This is a genomic window from Chitinophaga sp. (genome assembly GCF_017745275.1).
Lineage (GTDB): Bacteria > Bacteroidota > Bacteroidia > Chitinophagales > Chitinophagaceae > Chitinophaga.
Map to the genome: position 1 here is coordinate 996,169 of NZ_JAGHZS010000001.1, position 19,373 is coordinate 1,015,541.

At 45.1% G+C, this 19,373-nt stretch carries 17 protein-coding genes and 2 tRNA genes; 9 read left to right on the plus strand and 10 right to left on the minus strand.

What is annotated here, in order from left to right; all coding sequences use genetic code 11:
- Positions 1–56 precede the first annotated feature (56 nt).
- The 4 genes from J7623_RS03920 (at position 57) to J7623_RS03935 (ending at position 5,079) form a co-directional block, all read left to right on the plus strand.
- Positions 57–1,787, plus strand: coding sequence for an alpha-L-arabinofuranosidase (locus J7623_RS03920; RefSeq protein ID WP_291917358.1), 1,731 nt, complete (start codon positions 57–59; stop codon positions 1,785–1,787).
- An 8-nt stretch (positions 1,788–1,795) separates the two neighbouring features.
- Positions 1,796–2,191 carry a hypothetical protein gene (locus J7623_RS03925; RefSeq protein ID WP_291917360.1) on the plus strand — a complete coding sequence of 132 codons (396 nt, stop codon included), beginning with the start codon at positions 1,796–1,798 and terminating at the stop codon, positions 2,189–2,191.
- 122 nt (positions 2,192–2,313) lie between these two features.
- Entirely contained in the window at positions 2,314–3,126 is an 813-nt protein-coding gene (locus J7623_RS03930; protein WP_291917362.1) for a hypothetical protein, read from the plus strand.
- A 348-nt stretch (positions 3,127–3,474) separates the two neighbouring features.
- Positions 3,475–5,079: an NAD(P)/FAD-dependent oxidoreductase gene (locus tag J7623_RS03935; RefSeq protein WP_291917365.1), complete on the plus strand. Its 1,605-nt coding sequence runs from the start codon at positions 3,475–3,477 to the stop codon at positions 5,077–5,079.
- 128 nt (positions 5,080–5,207) lie between these two features.
- Here J7623_RS03935 and J7623_RS03940 read toward each other — a convergent pair whose 3' ends face one another.
- The 3 genes from J7623_RS03940 to J7623_RS03950 all read right to left on the minus strand — a co-directional run bounded on the left by J7623_RS03940 (position 5,208) and on the right by J7623_RS03950 (position 7,194).
- Entirely contained in the window at positions 5,208–6,272 is a 1,065-nt protein-coding gene (locus J7623_RS03940; protein WP_291917366.1) for a hypothetical protein, read from the minus strand.
- A gap of 291 nt (positions 6,273–6,563) precedes the next feature.
- Positions 6,564–6,634, minus strand: a tRNA-Gln gene (locus J7623_RS03945).
- Between the two features lie 77 nt (positions 6,635–6,711).
- Positions 6,712–7,194: a DUF4126 family protein gene (locus tag J7623_RS03950; RefSeq protein ID WP_291917368.1), complete on the minus strand. Its 483-nt coding sequence runs from the start codon at positions 7,192–7,194 to the stop codon at positions 6,712–6,714.
- Positions 7,195–7,436: 242 nt separating this feature from the next.
- On the opposite strand from J7623_RS03950, the gene J7623_RS03955 reads away from it, so the two are divergent.
- The gene (locus tag J7623_RS03955) at positions 7,437–7,769 is read left to right on the plus strand and encodes a DUF4870 domain-containing protein (RefSeq protein ID WP_291917369.1); all 333 of its coding nucleotides are present in this window, start codon (positions 7,437–7,439) and stop codon (positions 7,767–7,769) included.
- 77 nt (positions 7,770–7,846) lie between these two features.
- On the opposite strand, the gene J7623_RS03960 is transcribed toward J7623_RS03955, so the two are convergent.
- Positions 7,847–9,781, minus strand: a complete 1,935-nt coding sequence (locus tag J7623_RS03960) for a LuxR C-terminal-related transcriptional regulator (RefSeq protein ID WP_291917370.1) — start codon at positions 9,779–9,781, stop codon at positions 7,847–7,849.
- 368 nt (positions 9,782–10,149) lie between these two features.
- On the opposite strand from J7623_RS03960, the gene J7623_RS03965 reads away from it, so the two are divergent.
- Genes J7623_RS03965 through J7623_RS03975 form a run of 3 tightly spaced genes read left to right on the plus strand, consistent with a single transcriptional unit; the run spans position 10,150 to position 12,054 of the window.
- A complete protein-coding gene (locus J7623_RS03965) occupies positions 10,150–10,803 on the plus strand; it encodes a FadR/GntR family transcriptional regulator (protein WP_291917371.1) in 654 nt (217 codons plus the stop codon).
- A gap of 12 nt (positions 10,804–10,815) precedes the next feature.
- Complete coding sequence (locus J7623_RS03970) at positions 10,816–11,649, plus strand: sulfite exporter TauE/SafE family protein (protein ID WP_291917372.1); 834 nt, start codon at positions 10,816–10,818, stop codon at positions 11,647–11,649.
- A 9-nt stretch (positions 11,650–11,658) separates the two neighbouring features.
- Entirely contained in the window at positions 11,659–12,054 is a 396-nt protein-coding gene (locus J7623_RS03975; RefSeq protein ID WP_291917373.1) for a DUF1634 domain-containing protein, read from the plus strand.
- Positions 12,055–12,056: 2 nt separating this feature from the next.
- On the opposite strand, the gene J7623_RS03980 is transcribed toward J7623_RS03975, so the two are convergent.
- From J7623_RS03980 to J7623_RS04000, 5 genes are all read right to left on the minus strand, one after another.
- The gene (locus tag J7623_RS03980) at positions 12,057–12,449 is read right to left on the minus strand and encodes an acyl-CoA thioesterase (protein WP_291917375.1); all 393 of its coding nucleotides are present in this window, start codon (positions 12,447–12,449) and stop codon (positions 12,057–12,059) included.
- 176 nt (positions 12,450–12,625) lie between these two features.
- Positions 12,626–14,095, minus strand: a complete 1,470-nt coding sequence (locus J7623_RS03985; protein WP_291917377.1) for an RICIN domain-containing protein — start codon at positions 14,093–14,095, stop codon at positions 12,626–12,628.
- 370 nt (positions 14,096–14,465) lie between these two features.
- Positions 14,466–15,254, minus strand: coding sequence for a TerC family protein (locus J7623_RS03990; RefSeq protein ID WP_291917379.1), 789 nt, complete (start codon positions 15,252–15,254; stop codon positions 14,466–14,468).
- 174 nt (positions 15,255–15,428) lie between these two features.
- Positions 15,429–16,898, minus strand: coding sequence for an RICIN domain-containing protein (locus J7623_RS03995; protein WP_291917381.1), 1,470 nt, complete (start codon positions 16,896–16,898; stop codon positions 15,429–15,431).
- A gap of 181 nt (positions 16,899–17,079) precedes the next feature.
- Entirely contained in the window at positions 17,080–17,931 is an 852-nt protein-coding gene (locus J7623_RS04000; RefSeq protein ID WP_291917383.1) for an AraC family transcriptional regulator, read from the minus strand.
- 103 nt (positions 17,932–18,034) lie between these two features.
- Here J7623_RS04000 and J7623_RS04005 point away from each other — a divergent pair, with 103 nt between their 5' ends.
- Positions 18,035–19,099 (plus strand): SDR family oxidoreductase, encoded by a 1,065-nt coding sequence (locus J7623_RS04005; protein WP_291917386.1) that lies wholly within the window; start codon positions 18,035–18,037, stop codon positions 19,097–19,099.
- Positions 19,100–19,207: 108 nt separating this feature from the next.
- On the opposite strand, the gene J7623_RS04010 is transcribed toward J7623_RS04005, so the two are convergent.
- A tRNA-Gln gene (locus tag J7623_RS04010) sits at positions 19,208–19,278 on the minus strand.
- Positions 19,279–19,373: the final 95 nt, after the last annotated feature.

Genomic DNA, 19,373 nt, shown 5'->3' on the forward strand with positions numbered 1-19,373 from the left:
TGCCGGGCGTTGCTCCACGCACGCCCGGTACTTTATCAACCGGGCAATCTGACAACATGAAAAAAGCAAGTTATAGCGTATTTAGCTGCCTGTTACTTTTCTCCACAAGTGCATGTGGCAAAAAATCTTCTCCCACCGGCAATAACAATAAACCAGATACCACTATCACGGTGGTTACACCGTCAGACCCGGTAACAGCGGCAACAGAAGGATTTTTTGCAGATAGATGGACCGCCAAAAAGTTCACTGCCCCGGCATATAATAACGTGGCTCCACCAACAACAGTTAATGCCATTGTTAACGTAGACGCCTCTACGGTGATCACAAAAATTTCACCCGCTTTATTTGGTAACAACAGCAACCCCTATATGACCCAGATAGTTACCGAACCAACATTGATGGAACATATCACCAAACTACATCCGGGTATTATCCGTTTTCCGGGAGGTAACATCAGTAGCATCTACTTCTGGAATGCCGCCCCCGGCAGCCCTCCGGCAGATGCACCCGCCAACCTCCCTGATAAGAACGGTACCATGGCCAATGCCGGCTACTGGTACGGAAATAACAACAACGTTCGGACGCTCTCACTCGACAACTACTACCGCCTGTTGCAACAAACCAATAACGAAGGTATCATCACCCTGAATTATAGTTACGCCAGGTACGGCACCAGTGCCAACCCTGTGGCAGCAGCAGCTCACCTGGCAGCCGATTGGGTGCGCTACGACAACGGTCGCACCCGATACTGGGAAATAGGAAATGAAAATAACGGCAACTGGCAAGCCGGCTACCGCATAGATCCATCTCAAAATAAAGATGGACAACCCCTGCTGATAACCGGTGACCTTTATGGGCGCCACGCAAAAATATTCATCGACTCACTACGCAAAGCCGCTGCCGATATTGGCAAAACCATCTACATCGGCGTACAACTATTGGAAACGGAGCCAGCTTCATGGGCCACCACTACTGATAAAACATGGAACAGTGGCGTATTGCAACAAGCAGCCAATGCAGCCGATTTTTATATTGTACACAGCTATTATACGCCGTATAATACCAATTCTACAGCACCGGACATACTGGCTACTGCCGCTACTGTCACAAAAAAAATGGCCGATCATGTGAGTGCATCCACACAAGCCGCCGGCGTCAGCACTAAACCGCTGGCCCTGACAGAATGGAACATTTTTGCAACCGGATCACAACAAATGGTATCGCAGATAGCAGGCATACACGCCGTACTGGTATTAGAAGAGCTGATTAAAAATAAATTCGGTATGGCCAGTCGCTGGAACCTCGCCAATGCCTGGGATAATGGAAATGATCACGGCCTTTTCAGCCAGGGCGAAACGGCCTCCGGTGAACAACGCTGGGAGCCCCGACCAGCTTTCTATTACCTGTATTTCCTGCAAAAAACGTTGGGCGACAGGGCTATCAACGCCTCTGCTACTGATACCAGTATCATCGCTTACGCTTCCACATTCAGCTCAGGAGAAATTGCCACCGTACTGGTGAATAAAGGCAGCGAACCAAAGAATGTGCAATTGGCCTATCGCAACTTCAATCCCGGTAACAGGTACTACTGGTACACCCTCACCGGCGGCGAAACGGTGAATGGGTTTAGTCGTAAGGTATTGGTAAATGATAATGGCCCAACAGGTGCAGCCGGTGGCCCAAAAAACTATGACGCCATCAAAGCCAGTGCTGCAGCCATCTCCGGAGGCATTAAAGTAACATTGCCGCCTATATCAGTAGTGTATGTTGTGACAGAAAAAAAATAACCGGGTTTATGAATAGTTGGACAGAAAGCATTATTCAACAATGGAAAAACAATAGCATTGAACTCAATAAAGGTGCGCTGATAGAAATGATTATTGAAACAGAACACGCGTTGGATTTCCGGTTCCCGGGAGAATTCATGGAACTGTATCTGCAGGTGGATGGATTTTCCGATATGGCAATAAGTGGCAACACTTACGTCATATGGCCCATTCATCGCATCCTGGAGGCTTACCGCCAAAACAGGGACCGCCACTTTATCGGTTTTGCTGACTCACGGCACAACGGACATACCATCGGCTTCCTGAAAAACAAAGCCGGTATATTCAGGAATATAGATCAGCAGCAACCTATCGCCATATCGTTTAAGGAATGTATACTGCTGATGAATAAAGTCTCCTTATAACGTAGCGGACTATTTATCCCTTGCCTTCCCATCTCCACGAAAAACACCAAAAAAAATTTCCATTCCCGCAGTTTTCAGTAAATTAACATATGCGTTTACTTTTCCTTTCCCTAATTTGTGTAATGTTTACTACTGCATCGGCCCAAACAGTAACACCCGATATACTCGGTCATCTTGAAACAGATAAAATCCGGGAGGCGTCAGGTATTGCCTCCAGCGTGCCTTTGAAGGGCTGCTATTGGACGCATAATGATAGCGGGAATAAACCGGAAGTATATCTGCTCAATCACAAAGGTGCACTGATCAGCACCATCAAACTGGAGGAAGTAAGCAACCGCGACTGGGAAGATATTGCAGAAGGGATTGGGCCCGAAAAAGGAAAGTATTATGTATACGTAGGCGATATCGGCGACAATTCCGGCATCCGCAAACATATCCGCATTTATCGTTTCCCTGAACCGGGAAAAATGCCTGCAGAAAAAGAAAGTGTTACACCAGATGTACTCACCCTGAAATTCCCGAATGGCGCCAGAGATGCGGAGTCATTGATGATAGATCCTATCGGCAAACAAATTTATATTATCAGCAAAAGGGAAAAAGAAGTAAGTCTTTATAAAGCCGGTCCTCTCTTTTTTAAAGACGGAGATAAAGTTGTGCTGGAAAAATTGATAAAGCTCCCTTATACCTGGGTTACCTCGGGAGATATTTCTAAAGATGGCCACCACATTGTTATCAAAACATTAACCACTATCTACTACTGGCATCGTAACACCAATGAAAGTGTAGAAGAAGCGATGTCTAAACCTGCGAAAATACTGCCGTATGTAGTGGAAAAACAGGGAGAAGGCATCACTATTACACCGGCTAATGATGGTTATGTTACCATCAGTGAAGGGAAAAATGCACCCATCTATTTTTACAAATGGAAGTTCTGATCATCTGCCCACTCATTTAACAAAAATAAAATCCTTTACCGTATAGGCACTGCGCTCTAAACCGCTGCCAAAGTAGCCATGCTGCTGTCGCATTTCAGTAACTACTCCTATACTTGTATAGTGCAGGCAGCCCTCATCATCTGCTGCTAACCCAAAAAATATACACCCTCAAAACAGGTAATTCCTTCACCGGAAATACCTGCATAAAACCATTTTGCTATGCCAATGTTCAATAGGTACCGCCTTTTTTACATCCGGGGAATACCTCTCCAACGCTTTATGACAAATATTCTGATTACCACCATCTGCTCACCTCAGCAATCACTTATTTAATAACCTCATTCGCTCATGCAAAAGAAAGCTATCATCATCGGCGCCGGCCCTGCAGGGCTTACCGCCGCCTATGAACTCTTACAGCGCACCAGCATTATACCGGTAGTACTGGAAAAAAGTACAGATATCGGTGGCATTTCCAAAACAGTCAACTATAAAGGTAATCGCATCGATATCGGAGGACACCGTTTCTTCTCCAAATCCGACCGCGTAATGGACTGGTGGATGAACATGATGCCGCTGGACAAAGAAGCGGCGGAAATATTCTCTATCAGCTATCAATCGAAAACCAGGGAAGTAAAAGCGCCCCGCAACAACAATAACAACACCGATACGCTGGTAGCTACTGACCCGGACCTGATTATGCTGGTGAGACAACGCCTGTCACGTATCTATTTCCTGAAAAAATTTTTTACGTACCCTATACAACTCTCCATTGACACCCTCAGAAAATTAGGCTTTGCCACCACCATCAGCATCATGTTTTCTTACCTGTGGGCACAAATATTCCCGAGGAAAAATGAAAAGTCGCTCGAAGATTTCATGATCAACCGTTTCGGCAAAACCCTCTACCACCTTTTCTTTAAAGACTATACAGAAAAAGTATGGGGTATTTCCTGCAGCGCTATTTCTGCAGAATGGGGGGCACAAAGAATCAAAGGGATCTCCATCGGTAAAGCCATTGCACATGCCGTGAAATCTGCTATCGACGCAGGTAAACCGAAAGATCTCAAACAAAAAAATGTAGAAACCAGCCTGATTGAACAATTCCTCTATCCCAAACATGGCCCTGGCCAACTCTGGGAAGAAGTGGCTCACCAGGTGATCAATAAAGGAGGCACCGTACTCATGCAGCATGATGTGAAGAAAATTCATACAGCCGGCAATCAGATTGTTTCTATTGAAGCGCTGGACCGCAGCACCGGCGAAGTAGTTACCCTCGAAGGCGATTACTTCTTCTCCACCATGCCTATTAAAGAACTGGTAGCAGACCTGGAAGCGAATGTTCCTTCCAATGTACGGGAAATCGCGGCCGGACTGCATTACCGCGACTTCATCACCATCGGTATCTTACTAAAAAACCTCAGCTTTGAAGATAAAAAAACAGGTCAGCATCAACCATTATCTTTAAAAGATACCTGGATTTATATACAGGAAAAAGATGTAAAAGTAGGACGCCTCCAACTGTTCAACAACTGGAGTCCCTACATGGTGAAAGATCCCGATACCACCTGGGTTGGGATGGAATACTTCTGTAATAAGGGCGATGATTTCTGGGAACTGACAGACGAACAAATCAGGCAAACTGCCATCACAGAACTCTGTAAAATCGGGCTGGCACAGCAATCGGATGTACTGGACGCCACTGTTCTCAGGATGGAAAAAACCTATCCAGCCTACTGGGGTACCTATGAACGCTTCGAAGAACTGAAAGCATATATTGATACGTTTGAAAACCTTTTCCTGGTAGGCCGCAATGGTATGCACAAATACAATAACTCCGATCACTCAATGTTAACAGCCATGGTAGCGGTAGACAATATTGCCAACGGCATTGTTACCAAATCTAATATCTGGTCTATTAACACAGAACAGGAATATCACGAAGAAAAAAAATAACCCATTAATTCCGCCTGGAAACTTTGTTTTGAATGACGGACTTCAGAACAAGGTTTCCCGGTAAACTACTGCTTAATAAGAAACCGCTACAGGCAATGTTTGTAGCGGTTTCTTATTAATGCTTCCTTTTATTTGGCATTCAATATCAACGTCCTCACGCTCGCGTTAAAATTTTCTTTCGTAATGCCGGTTATTCTTACCAAAGCGCGAAAATAGTTTTCATTACCTGTTTCCAGCTTCCCACAGCATAATAGTTCCATGACTTTCGGGAATCCTTTTTCCGCTTCAATCATTTTTACGATCAACGCATTGATCGCAAAATCAGCCCTCAAAGGACGCTGGGTATCTGCTGAAAAATTATATGATTCATTGTACATATTAAGCCAGTTTGCGTCCGGATGTGTCGCTGCATAACGTTTAATGATATCCATAATCTTTGGCCATGGAATGCCCCAGCTGCCACCATATAAATAGGCGCATCCTTCATCCACGGGGCGATTAATTCGCTCTGCTGATACTTTGCTATGTAACCTGTCGTGCCACAGATCATGAATATCAACGTCATTAAATCCTTCCTTGTTATCTGCACCTGCCACGCAAATGCTTTTATTGCCATGAGAAGCGCTTAATGAGTTGAAGGCGATGCCACTGTAATCGACCTTGTATTGCAGTCCTGTAATGGCCTGTGCTTCATTGAAATCATCGCAACTATAAAATTCCGTGGTATGGCCGGAAAGTCCAAGTTTTGCATCAAAAGATTTCAACTTTTGTACGTACACAGTAGCTCGTTTTTCATTTAGCCGGTCCTTATAGTGAAAAGTAACATTACCTGTTTTATTGGTTTTCCAGGATTTTGTCAGTTGTAATAGTGGTGAATGGAAGTAATAGTGATCTCCAATTTTCTTTGCCAGGACGTGAAAGCTAGCTTTCAGCAAAGGAATGCTGTCATACACCGCTCTATAGGAAAACTGGATAGAAAAAATGCCATCACTTTGCGTAGTAAGATTGTTCAGGTAACAACGGTAAAAATAATCGTTCTTATACTTAGCACTTTTCTCAATGCCTTTCAACTCATCGAGTAAAACGGCGGTTTCCAGTGCATATTCCGGCGCCACGCGGCTGTTGCTGTCTACCGGTTTATTCTTCTGCGCGAGGAACTCATTTAAATCGCTGAACAGTTGAGCTTTCACCACACTATCAGTAATAGGAATCCGGATCCCAGGAAGGATTTGGATGTTAGTTTGCTGTGCTTGTGCAAATGGGATTGCTAAAAAAAGAAACACGGAAAAAAGCCATGTATGTCGCATTACAGGAGTTTTTAGGACTAAATAGGTTTCAGTTTATTAATCTATGAAAATTAATGCAGAATGATCTTTTCATGATTTTAATAACCAGCGACGGCAGACAATAGAAATACCTGCAATTATTATACATCAAACAAAAAAGGACAAAACGGAATCACTTCCACTTTGTCCTTTTCTTTGTTGCCCAACCTGGATTCGAACCAAGACAAACAGAACCAAAATCTGTCGTACTACCATTATACTATTAGGCACCGTTTCAACGGGATGCAAATGTAGTTTTTTTCCTAAATAAAACAACACCTGCAAAAATATTTCTCTCAAAAAATAATTATTTCCGAATCGATGCCGACGCAATACCTAATGCCATAGCGTCTTCTACGCCTCCTAACGCTGCATCTTTTATCTTGAATTTACGCCCTGCTTCCCGGCGCAAATAGAAAAAAGCATAGGCGGCTGCTACAGCCACCGCTGCGCCGAGTAGTCCGCCCTTCCATGCTTTGCCACCTTTTGCCTGGTACAAAGTTGCTCCTGCCAATGCACCCGACAACGCTCTGCCGGCAATACCGGTGGCGGCTATACGATTTCCGACACCCGGCGATTTATCCACCACCAGCTCACCGGCAGCCAGTGTTTTCAATACACGCGCAGTAGTGGGTTGCTGCATAAAGCCCAAAGGAGACCGACGTAATTTGTCGGAGGGGCGCTGGTTCATGGCATAACTGGTGAAGGCGGGCCCCATGGCACTACGCATGCCGGTCACGATTCCTAAACCAATTACCTGTAACATGGAGGGTACAATTGCTTTTTTCATACCAGCAGGGCATCAATCATTGTGCCACGCCGGGAGGGACTGCTGTGTATGCTTCTTTATAAAATAACAAAAATCACAACTAAGTAAACAATTGATTTATAACAAATAAAAGGAGATGTAGTTATTTTGTAGTAGCCCATTTTCTGTAGTGTAGACACCGTGTAGTACACCGTTTCCCGTCTTTGCAATTTCCGCCTCCTACATTTGCACCACATCGTTAAACCACAAAAACAACAACAACTATGAAAGCAAACCAATGGGCTATGATTGCTTATATCACCCTGATAGGATGGATTATTGCTTATGTAAAACGTAATGAGCAAAAAAGTTCCCTGGTTAATTATCACCTGGAACAGGCGCTGGGACTGATCATTGCCAGCATCGCATGGGGAGTGGTATTAGGAATTGTGATTTCAATTTTACCGGCATCACTGGCTGGAATACTGTCTATTGCAGGCGCATTGCCACTGGTGTTCATGATCTTTGGTATCATCAATGCCAACAACAACGCACAACAACCGATTCCTGTGATAGGAAAAATGTTTGAGAACAAGTTTGTTTTCCTCCGTGATTAATGAAAAACCTGCCCCAGATGTGAACCCCTTGAATGAGACTGTCTGCTGTACTGTAGCCAGTCTCATTCCTTTTTATGTTAATGTACAATACTCATCAGGTAAGCATCCAGCCCCTCTTCCTTGGCCAGTCCCAGCTTTTGCTTAATCCGGTAGCGCGACATCAGGATACTCTTAGGCGCCACACCCATCCTGGAAGAAATTTCTTTGGTGGATAATCCCATAGAGATATAAGAACAATGCTTCAAATCCAGCCTGGTAAGGCTATTCCCGGCCTTCTCCTGTAAGCGGCTGAAAAATTCCGGGTGAATATTTTCCAGCTCTGTTTTAGCCGTTTCAAAATCTTCGTCCATACGACGGTGCTGATCTATCATGCGGGTAATTTGCCCTACCAGGTTGCGGTCACCCGATTTCTCCGATAGCTTTTCCTGCAAGGTTTGCAGCAGCTCATTTTTCTGCTCTACCTGTAAAGCCCCTGCCAGCAAGTCTTTCTGCAGTTGCTCTTTCTGCGCCTGCATCAGCTCCTGTTCCGCCTGTAAACGCGCAGCTTCTTCCGCCTGTAAACGCGCCTGCAACGCGGCTTCCTGCTTCTCCAACGCCAGCGCCCTGGCTTCTTCTTCCTTCAACCGCACCTGTAGCACCGCATCCTGCTTTTCCTTTTCCAGCAAGGATTGCTGTTGCATGGTAGATTTCAACCGGAAATGATAAGAGCGGAAAAGGAATACCAGCGCCAGTATACAGGCAACTATCAATATCACATATACGATATTCAGCTTTTTATTGAAGGCCGCTTTTTCCCGTAAGGCGGTTAGTGCCTGCTCTCTTTGCTGCGACTGATACTGGGCTTCCAGCTTTTTAGCGATCGACATTTTCTCTGCATTGAAAGCCGCCGTATAATATTTAATATACTCCCGCGAATAATCCAATGCTCCACGTAAATCTCCCTTCTTTTCAAATACTTCCGATAAAGAGCCCATCACATGCGCCATTACATTATTATCGGGAGAAGTAGAGCGCAGCAGGGTTTCCAGCGCCCCCATTAAAAGATGGGATGCACGGTCATAATGCCCGTCCTCCATTTCAAAGTTACTCATCATACCATAGCTGCTGGCAATGACTTCCTGTTGATTGGTGGCCACACCTATTTCCAGGGAAATGTGCAGGTAGTTCAACGCCGAATCCCGGTAACTACGGGGAAAATATTCCGCATATAGGTTCGCCGTATTCAACGCCACCAACCCCAATATGCTCGGAAAACTGATCTGATTTTTATGTTGCTGATAATACTGGATGGCAGCACGGTTATAATATAACGATGAATCCAGCAACTGCCGGGCGCTGGTATCGCTGGTAAAGCGATGTTCATAGCTACTGGCTACGGCCTGGTAAGCATTACACTGATCATCCGGATCGGGAAAACGCTTAGCTGCTTCCAGGGTGGCAAATGCGTAACGCGACTGGTTCTCCAGGTCATCCCAATCGGCATAAACAGCAGAAAGATTATATAAGATACTTGTCTCCAGGCTGTTTGCCGGCTGCCCTGCACCATATTTCAATGCCTGCTGAAAACTCTTCACCGCCTCATGTGGCTTGCCAATCCTGTTCTCCAGCCAGCCTTTCCGGTACCATACATTTTCCATGGTAAACGGATCACCGGATTGTTCTGCCAACAGGAAAGCACTGTCCAGCTGCTGCTGTACTTTCTTCACCTCTTCCTGGCCAAACATCAGAGACACCAACGATGAATGGCATTGTGCAGCATATTTGCTATCCTTTATAGAACGACTCATCGATAACGCAACTTGTGCGTTAGCAAGCGCCTGTTTCTGATCGTAGCTCAGTAAAGCACGACTTAATTTCAGTCTTGTTAATACCTGCTCTTCTGCGGTCAGCCCGGGTTGAGTTAACACCCGCTTCAATGAATCCGCCACCGTTTGGGCAGATAATGTAGTTGTAGCTATCAGGCTAACAATGGCACCTAGCAAAAATACCAGCCCCTTTCTGATATGGTTCATCCGGCAAAAATACTATTTGTAGTTGTTTTGTAGATATAAAAATTGCACCCCTGTAGTCACGTTGTAGATCTACAAAACACCTGTAATCCGCCACTGTACTGTATTTTTGCATCAAGTTCAACAAAAAAAAGGAGCCATATGGAATAATTGAAAAACCGGCATCCTACACCTGAACTTAACATCGCATATATACGGCCTTTCCTCTTTTGTTAGTTATCCCAAATTCTTTTTTTACATCTTTATAAAAAAAGATAATGCAGCAAACCGGGTCTATTCCGGCTTGCTGCATTTTTATTTTTTCCGGGTTTAAAAATTAAACATCTGATGTTTAAATAAACATCATACCTTTGTATGGCAAAACAAGGAAAATGGAACCCACCTCTAAATTATCCGATCGCGTCATCAACGCCATCCAGAAAGATATCTCCCAGGGGAAATATAAACCCGGGCAAAAAATACCGGCGGAACCGGAACTCATGGTACAATATGCGGTTGGCCGCTCCACCATCCGGGAAGCCATTAAAATGCTGGCCATGTCTGGCATACTCCGCGTACAGCAGGGAGCTGGCACGTTCGTGAATGAAACCATCAAAGCGGAATCGCTGGACCAGCGCCTCCGCCGGGCCGACTTCGAAGAAATTAACCAGGTACGGCGCATGCTGGACTATGAGATCGTAAAGCTGGCCGCCGAAAACCACACCAAAGAAGACATCCATGAGCTCAAGCACCAACTGGAACAACGGAAAAAAGCCATCCTGGAACAACAGTACCAACAATGCCTGGATGCTGATATCGCCTTTCACACCGCAGTAGCCAAAGCATCCGGCAACAACGTACTGGCCGATCTGTTCCGCAGCTTCACCGTAGTGATCCGCGACTTCTTCACCAAACGCGATACCCAAAGTATTAGTCATTTTGCCATCAGCCATCATTTACATGAGGCACTTTATAAAGCCATCAAAAGCGGCAACGCCAAACAAGCCAGGCAGGTGATGGAAGATATCCTGGACAACAATTATTAAATTTTTTGAGAGATGAATATTCTGATTTTTAGCGTGATCCTATTGGGAAGCGCGTACATGGCAGGACTACTCGGCTCTATCACCGGGCTGGGCGGCGGTGTGATCCTCATTCCCCTGCTCACCCTTATATTTCATGTGGATATCCGCTATGCCATTGGCACCGCCCTGCTGGCCTCTATCGCCAATTCCTCCGGCGCGGCCACCGCTTATATTAAAGAAGGGATCACCAACATCCGCTTGGGCATGTTCCTGGAAATAGCCACCACCGCAGGTGCCGTAGGCGGCGCTCTTATCGCCATATTTATGCCGGTCAATGCCATCGCTATTCTGTTGGGCGTTGTACTGATCTTTTCCGCTGCCATGACTATCCGGAAAAAACACGTACATGCAGAACAAACAGGGAGTAAACTGTCTTACCTGTTAAAATTAAATAGCAGCTACCCTACTCCCAATGGCGTAGTAGCCTACAAACTAAAAAATGTAGGCGGCGGATTTTCTATCATGCTGCTGGCGGGCATCCTCTCCGGCTTACTGGGCATAGGTTCCGGCGCCTTAAAAGTATTGGCTATGGATAGTACCATGCGTATTCCTTTTAAAGTAAGTACTACTACCAGCAATTTCATGATTGGCGTTACTGCTGCCGCCAGCGCCGTGGTATACCTGCAGAGAGGTTATATAGATCCGGGTATTGCATTCCCCGTAATACTGGGTGTACTGGCTGGCGCCTTTACCGGAGCCAGGATACTCACTTACATCAACCCCACTACGTTGCGGATTATCTTCGGTATCGCCATTACGTTTGTGGCCATAGAAATGATCTATAACGGATTACATCATCAGTTTTAACACCGTGATATGACACCATTAAAAAAATTATTAGGCGATCGTGATATTGAATTATTTATTGGCCAGGTACTGAGAACCGGCGTCATCACCGCCAGCAGCATAGCCTTACTGGGCGGCCTGTTATACCTGGTACAGCAGGGCGCTGCCAGCGTTCCGGATTATAGTGCGTTTAAAGGAGAAGGAGCAGATTATACTTCTTTCCGCGGCATATTTCATGGCGTAGCTACCGGCAATGCCACAGAAATTATACAACTGGGCGTGCTCGTACTACTGGCCACTCCTATTCTCCGCATCTTTTTCTCACTCATTGCTTTTGCATTGGAAAAAGATAAACTGTATGTGGTGATTACCACGATAGTATTGGGAATTATTTTGTTCAGTATGTTCGGCGGACTGAAAATATAAAACTACTCTTCTCTCAGTCGTTCATCCGTGTACGTGATTTCTGTACGACCGTGTGGCACCGGTTTACCCTGTTCATCCACACTTACAAACACCATTTTATCGATGGTCAGAATGGTTTTCTGTGTAATCTTATTTCGCACCTGGCAAGTCAACGTTAAAGAAGTACGACCAAAGTGAGTGGCTTTGATACCCAATTCTACAATATCTCCCTGCCGGGCAGAGTTGATAAAGTTGATTTCAGACATATACTTGGTAACACAACGATTAGTGCCCAATTGAATAATAGAATAGATAGCCGCTTCCTCATCAATCCAGCGGAGCAAACTGCCGCCAAATAAAGTACCGTGCGCATTCAGGTCTTCGGGCTTTACCCATTTCCGGGTGTAAAAATTCATGACAATTAATTTGGGGCAAAGCTATCCCATTTCTTACATACGTACACAACTTTTCCAAAAGCAGAAAGCATAAAGCCGAAAGCATAAAGCTATTGCCGCGAGTGATTATCCGCTACAATACTTTTTTGGCTTTCGGCTTTATGCCCTTTGTTATTCCAGAAAACTAAATTGTTCTTTTATAACTTCACAATTTGCCATTGCTGGTTACCACCGGCATTCCAATACCATTGAATAATACTGGCGCCGTTAGCAGTAGAGCCGCCATTTACATCCAACGCCATTCCACTACTTACATTCATCACCTGGTAATAGCCAAAACCTATATCTATGATGTTCCATTGTTGATTTACACCACCCCAGTAATCCCACTGAATAATACCAGTACCGCCACTATTGGAGGGTGTATCCAGTGATTTATTACTGTTACGGTTAGTAATCGCAAATTTTCCGCTGCCCAGGTCAGTCATTTTCCACTGCTGGTTATTACCACCCCAATAAGCCCACTGGTTAATGGTTCCGCCGTTACTGGTGGAACTATTATACACATCCACTGCTTTGCCGCTCAGCAAAGAAATCATCTTATACCAGGCATTGCCATCAAAGGTAGCAGCAGGTTGGGTAATGTTTGTCAGTCCCCATGCATATTGCAGGCGGGTCAAACCGGAAATATTGGTAGTAGTAACGGTACCGCCATTAACGGCTGTTATCGAATAATAATCGCCGGTACATAACCCTGGCCAATACACGCAGCCAATGCCACGGTTACGGATACCATTGGTCATCCCCTGGTAATAAGTAGCATCAACATTGGAGCCTGGTGCTGCCAGGTAATCCACACTGGTGGTCATAGGGACACCAAATTCGGTGACTACGGTTCTGTCGGGGTAAGCCAGTGCATTGATGGCTGTTTCCCACTCGGCGCTCGTGTGTTTATTCGGTTCAAACCAGGTGTAGTCGTGGAAAGACAATAAACAGGAACTAAACCTGCTGTCTGCGCCTACGCCGTTAACATCTCCTGCATACCCCGCCCCATCCAGCATAATGCGGTTTCTGGGTACATTCGGATAATGCGAGAGCCAGTCTGCATACAGGTTATTCAGGTTTGCCAAACTATATCCATGAGGTTCATTAAATACCTCGAAATAAACGTTATCATTGCCACTGTATCTGTTAACCACGGCTTGCCACATGGCCCAGAATTGCGTTAAATTGTCCACTACTCCATCCTGGGAGCTGTACGCTTCCCAATAAGCGATGATGACTTTCATACCACTATTGGCTGCGGTATCAATAGCACCTACGTAACTATTCCACCATGCGCTGGAGGTAGTAGGTGGATTAATGGGGATACGAATAGTATTGGCGCCTCTTTGCTTAAAGGCATTCACAATATTAATCGCTTTGGCGGCAGTAGTAGCGTAGCTGTCCGATGAATTCAGCCCGCTGATTACCAACGCATTGTCATTGAAATTATTTGCCGGATCGGCCCAGTTCATGCCCTTGAAGTCCGACGAAGCCGTTAAGAGCTCCGATTTGGCTAACATGGTCTTCTCTCCGGGTATTTTTGCGACTATATTTTCTTTCAGGTTCTTAGTACAGCCAGCAAAAAGGACGACCAACGGCAAATAGAATAGTAATCGTTTCATGATGAATTACTTTTAAACGTGAAAAATGGAGGGTTAATAAAAAATCAGCTTTCTGTGGAATAACGCCGGCAATATAGAGGTGTTCCGATAGTACACCGGGGGAGTAAATCGTTTAAAACAGGGGGTAAATTAGTATACTTGTAAAAGTGAAATTAACAAGACAATCTAACTGCAGAATCGCTTCAGTAGCCCATTTCCGGAGAAGCCCTCACCTGCGATGCGATAAGCTGAAGGACGAATACATATTAAGAAGAAAAATTTTATCCCGGAAGAAATTATCCTCCCGGAAAATTAATTATCCGGGAAAGTAGCATACGTAAATAAACCGTATACCCTTTCCCGTTATTTTATTTTTTGGAAGATAAATACCTTATTGTTCATTATCCGGTAATTCAGGCTGATGCAGCTTTACCGGATTTTCCGAACGTGCTCTCATTTTCAGGTTGAGTACCTCTATGAATACAGAAAACGCCATCGCAAAATAAATATATCCTTTAGGGATATGCTGGTCAAAGCTTTCTGCAATCAGTGAAACGCCAATCAGCAACAGGAACGACAGCGCCAACATTTTTACAGTAGGATGCTTGTTCACAAAATGGCTGATAGATTCAGATGCCAGCATCATTACACCTACGGCAATCACTACCGCCGCAATCATAATTTCCACGTGGTCAGCCATACCTACCGCAGTAATCACGGAGTCCAGCGAAAACACAATATCCAGTAACAGGATCTGTACAATCACCTGTCCAAATTTCAGCGCTTTAGCATTTGCATTACCATGTTCTCCTCCCTCCAGCTTCTCGTGAATTTCTGCTGTACTTTTATAAATCAGGAATAATCCTCCAATCAGCAAAATAAGATCCCTCCCGGAGATAGCAGCCTTCTCCAGCCAATCCGGATTTTGCAATCCTATCCACTCTCCTACGTTAAACAATGGCCTGGTCAGTGACATGATCCAGCTAATGGAAAGCAGTAATAAAATACGGACAAACATCGCCAGTCCCAATCCCAGGCGGCGGGCCTTCTTTTGCTTTTCCAACGGCAGCTTCCCCGCCAAAATGGAAATAAATACAATGTTGTCGATCCCCAATACAATTTCCAGTACAGTCAGGGTCAAAAGACTAATCAACGCATCTATGGTGAGCAGGTGTTCCATAATTGACAGTTATATATAGGTTGTTACATGTGCAAACCGTAAGATACTTCCTTTTTTAATAGCAGAAAGCATAAAGCCGAAAGCATAAAGCTATTTTCGCGAGTGATCATCCGCTATAATAGCTTTATGCTTTCGGCTTTATGCTTTCTGCTATTCCAGAAAACTGATACGTTTTTATAATTTCACAATCTGCCATTGCTGGTTACCACCAGCGTTCCAATACCATTGAATCACAGCAGCGCCATTGGCAGTAGAACCACCATTTACATCCAACGCCATTCCACTACTTACATTCAACACCTGGTAATAGCCAAAACCTATATCTACGATGTTCCATTGTTGATTGGCACCACCCCAGTAATCCCACTGAATAATGCCAGTACCACCACTATTGGAGGGCGTATCCAGGGATTTATTACTGTTACGGTTGGTAATACTAAATTGTCCGCTGCCCAGGCTACCCATCTTCCATTGCTGGTTATTACCACCCCAATAACTCCACTGGTCAATAGTTCCGCCGTTACTGGTGGAGCTGTTGTACACATCTACAGCCTTACCGCTTTTTGAAGAAATAATCTTATACCATGCACTGCCATCAAATGTAGCAGCTGGTTGTGCAATGTTGGTGAGTCCCCATGCATACTGCAAACGGGCAAGACCGGAAGCATTGGTAGTAGTTACCGTACCACCGCTGAGTGCTGTTACGGCATAATAGTCGCCATCTCTTAACCCAGGCCAATATACGCAGCCAATGCCACTATTACGGATGCCATTGGTCATTCCCTGGTAATAAGTAGCATCACCATTGGTGCCCGGTGCCGCCAGGTAATCCGTGCCGGTGGTCATGGGAATTCCAAACTCGGTAACTACTGTTCTGTCGGGGTATGCCAGTGCATAGATCGCGGTTTCCCAGTCGGCGCTGGTATGTTTGGTATTATCAAACCAGGTATAATCATGGAAAGACAACAGGCAGTTACTAAACCGGCTGTCTGCGCCTACACCATTTACATCTGTTGCATATCCCGCCCCATCAAGCAGGATGCGGTTTTTCGGTACGTTTGGATAGTGTGTGAGCCAGTCTGCATACAGGTTATTCAGGTTTGCCAAACTATATCCATGAGGTTCATTAAACACCTCAAAATAAACGTTACCATTGCCACTGTATCTGTTAACCACGGTTTGCCACATGGCCCAGAATTGAGTTAAATTGTCCACTACTCCATCGCGGGAGCTGGCTGCCTCCCAATAAGCGATGATGACTTTCATGCCACTGTTAGCCGCCGTATCAATAGCGCCTATATAACTATTCCACCAGCTTTGAGAAGCAGTAGGTGGATTGATAGGGATACGAATAGTATTGGCGCCTCTTTGCTTAAAGGCATTTACAATATTAATCGCTTTGGTGGCGGTAGTAGCGTAGCTGTCGGATGAACTCAAACCACTCGGTACTACCCAATCGTCTTTGAAATTGTCGGCCGGATCGGCCCAGTTCATCCCCTTGAAATCGGAGGTCGCTGCCAGTAGCCCGGAGTTGGCTAACATGGTTTTTTCTCCGGGCATTTTTGTAACCAGGTTTTCTTTCATGTTCTTTGTACAGCCAGCAACGAGGACCACCAACGGGAAATAGAATAGTAATCGTTTCATGATGAATTACTTTTAAACGTGAAAAATGGAGGGTTAATAATATCAGCTTTCTGTGGAATAACGCCGGCAATATAGGGGTGTTCCGATAGTACACCGGGGGAGTAAATCGTTTAAAACAGGGGGTAAATTGGTATTCTTATAAAAGTGAAATTAATAAGACAATTCAACTGCCGTGGCCGCTTTAATGCCGCACTTCCGGCGAAGCCTGCACCTGCCCGCGATAAGCAGAAGGACTGATCCCATGGTATTTCCGGAAAAACTTATTCAGGTGGCTCTGGTCATTGAAGCCCAGTTCATGGCTAATTTCTTTTAAGGAAAACGTACTGTAGTGCAACCTGTTTTCCAGTAAATGCAGCTTATATTGATTTACATATTCCCGCAGGGAACTACCTGTTTGTTCTTTAAAGAAAGCACCGAGATAATGTTTGGAATAACCGAAAATAGCCGCCAGTTGCTCTATCTGCACTTCACCGGTTTCGTGAATATGTTCATGTATATGATGGAGAATAGCCGTTACCCGCGCTCCGCCAGCAGTTGCCGCCTGCGGTAACGCTTCATCGGCGGCCTTTTTTATTTTGGTAAATAATGCCTGTAACAGGAAGAAAATAGTTTCACTGTTTTCACCATTAGCCGCCTTCCATTCACTGCTGATCAACTGCACCAATGGCTCCATACCTGCAGCAGCCACGCTAAATATCCGCTGCTCCCTTGCCTGCAGTAATAACCGGTCCAGCTCCTGGTTCCATTGTTGCTCCAACCGCATATGCCCGCTGCCCTGCAGGTATACATTGGTAAACTTGATGAACGTAAAAGTAGTAGCGGTAGTAATGTTGAAGTGATGGGCATCGCAGGGTGCCAGCAGAAAAAGACAAGGCCCCGTATAAGGATAATCTACACCGGATATACAATGGGTACCACTTCCACTATGAATAAATATTAATTCAAAATGATTATGGTTATGCACGGGATGCTGCCACTCCGTAGCCGTAAAATGCGACACCTTCAGGTACTCCAGTTGTATGTATCTCTTCATTCGTTGAAATATACCAATTATCCACCGCAATGTACAAATCCGGTGAATCCCCGGCACGCGATCTTTGTGTTATCAAAATCAATACTAAAAATACAACAGTAATATGAAACAGCATAATAATCGGAAAGTGGCGCTGATAGTAGGCGCACAGGGTGTAATAGGACGTAATTTATCCGCTTACCTGGAAGCGCAACAGGAATGGGACATCATCGGTTTATCGAGAAGAGGTGGTGAAGAAACGCCGTACCTAAAACACATCGCAGTAGACCTGATGAACGAAGCTGACACTCAAAAAAAACTTGGTCATCTTACCACGGTAACGCATATATTTTATGCTGCCTACCAGGATGCCGGCACCTGGGCCGGGCTGGTAGCACCCAATATGACCATGCTGCAAAATGTAGTCAATGTAGTAGAACCTGTTGCCACGCAACTGCAGCACATCAGCCTGATGCAAGGCTATAAAGTATACGGCGCTCACCTGGGACCATTTAAAACACCTGCGCGTGAATCAGATGCCGGCACCTTTATGCCACCGGAATTCAACATGTCGCAGCAACATTTCCTGGAGCACAAACAGCGCGGCAAATCCTGGACCTGGTCAGCGATACGCCCGTCTGTAGTTGGTGGCTTTGCACTCGGCAACCCGATGAACCTCGCCATGGTCATTGCGGTATACGCTGCTATTTCCAAAGAGCTGGGACTACCTCTCCGCTTCCCTGGTAAGCCCGGCGCTTACCATACCCTGATGGAAATGACGGATGCCAACCTGCTGGCCAAAGCCACTGCCTGGGCGGCTACCAACGATGCCGGCGCCAACAGTGCTTTCAACATCAACAACGGCGACCTGTTTCGCTGGTCAGATCTCTGGCCACGCATTGCCCGCTATTTTGATATGGAAGTAGCAGATCCACTGCCCATACCACTGGCGGAAGTAATGGCAGATAAAGCACCGCTCTGGAACAATATGATGGAGAAATATGGACTACAGCACAGCTATGAAGAAGTATCTTCCTGGAAATTTGGAGACTTCGTGTTCTCCTGGGATTATGATTTCTTCGCCGACGGCTCAAAAGCCCGCAGGGCAGGCTTCCACGAGTTCGTGGATACAGCAGCCATGTTTATGGAAATCTTCGACAATTTTAAGAAGATGAAGGTGATTCCGTAAGTCTTAAAAAAAACAAAGGAAGCACTTCATTGAAATTGTTGTATCAGATTTTTTTGACCGATGGATAAAAAAAAGAGATGGAAATAATTTCCATCTCTTTTTTTGTAGTTGCCCAACCTGGATTCGAACCAAGACAAACAGAACCAAAATCTGTCGTACTACCATTATACTATTGGGCAATACCCTTGTTGTTTGGGATGGCAAAAGTATAACTTTTTTTATTTCTGCAAAAAAAACTTGCAATATTTTTTAGATATCCTTTGCAATCCTCCAC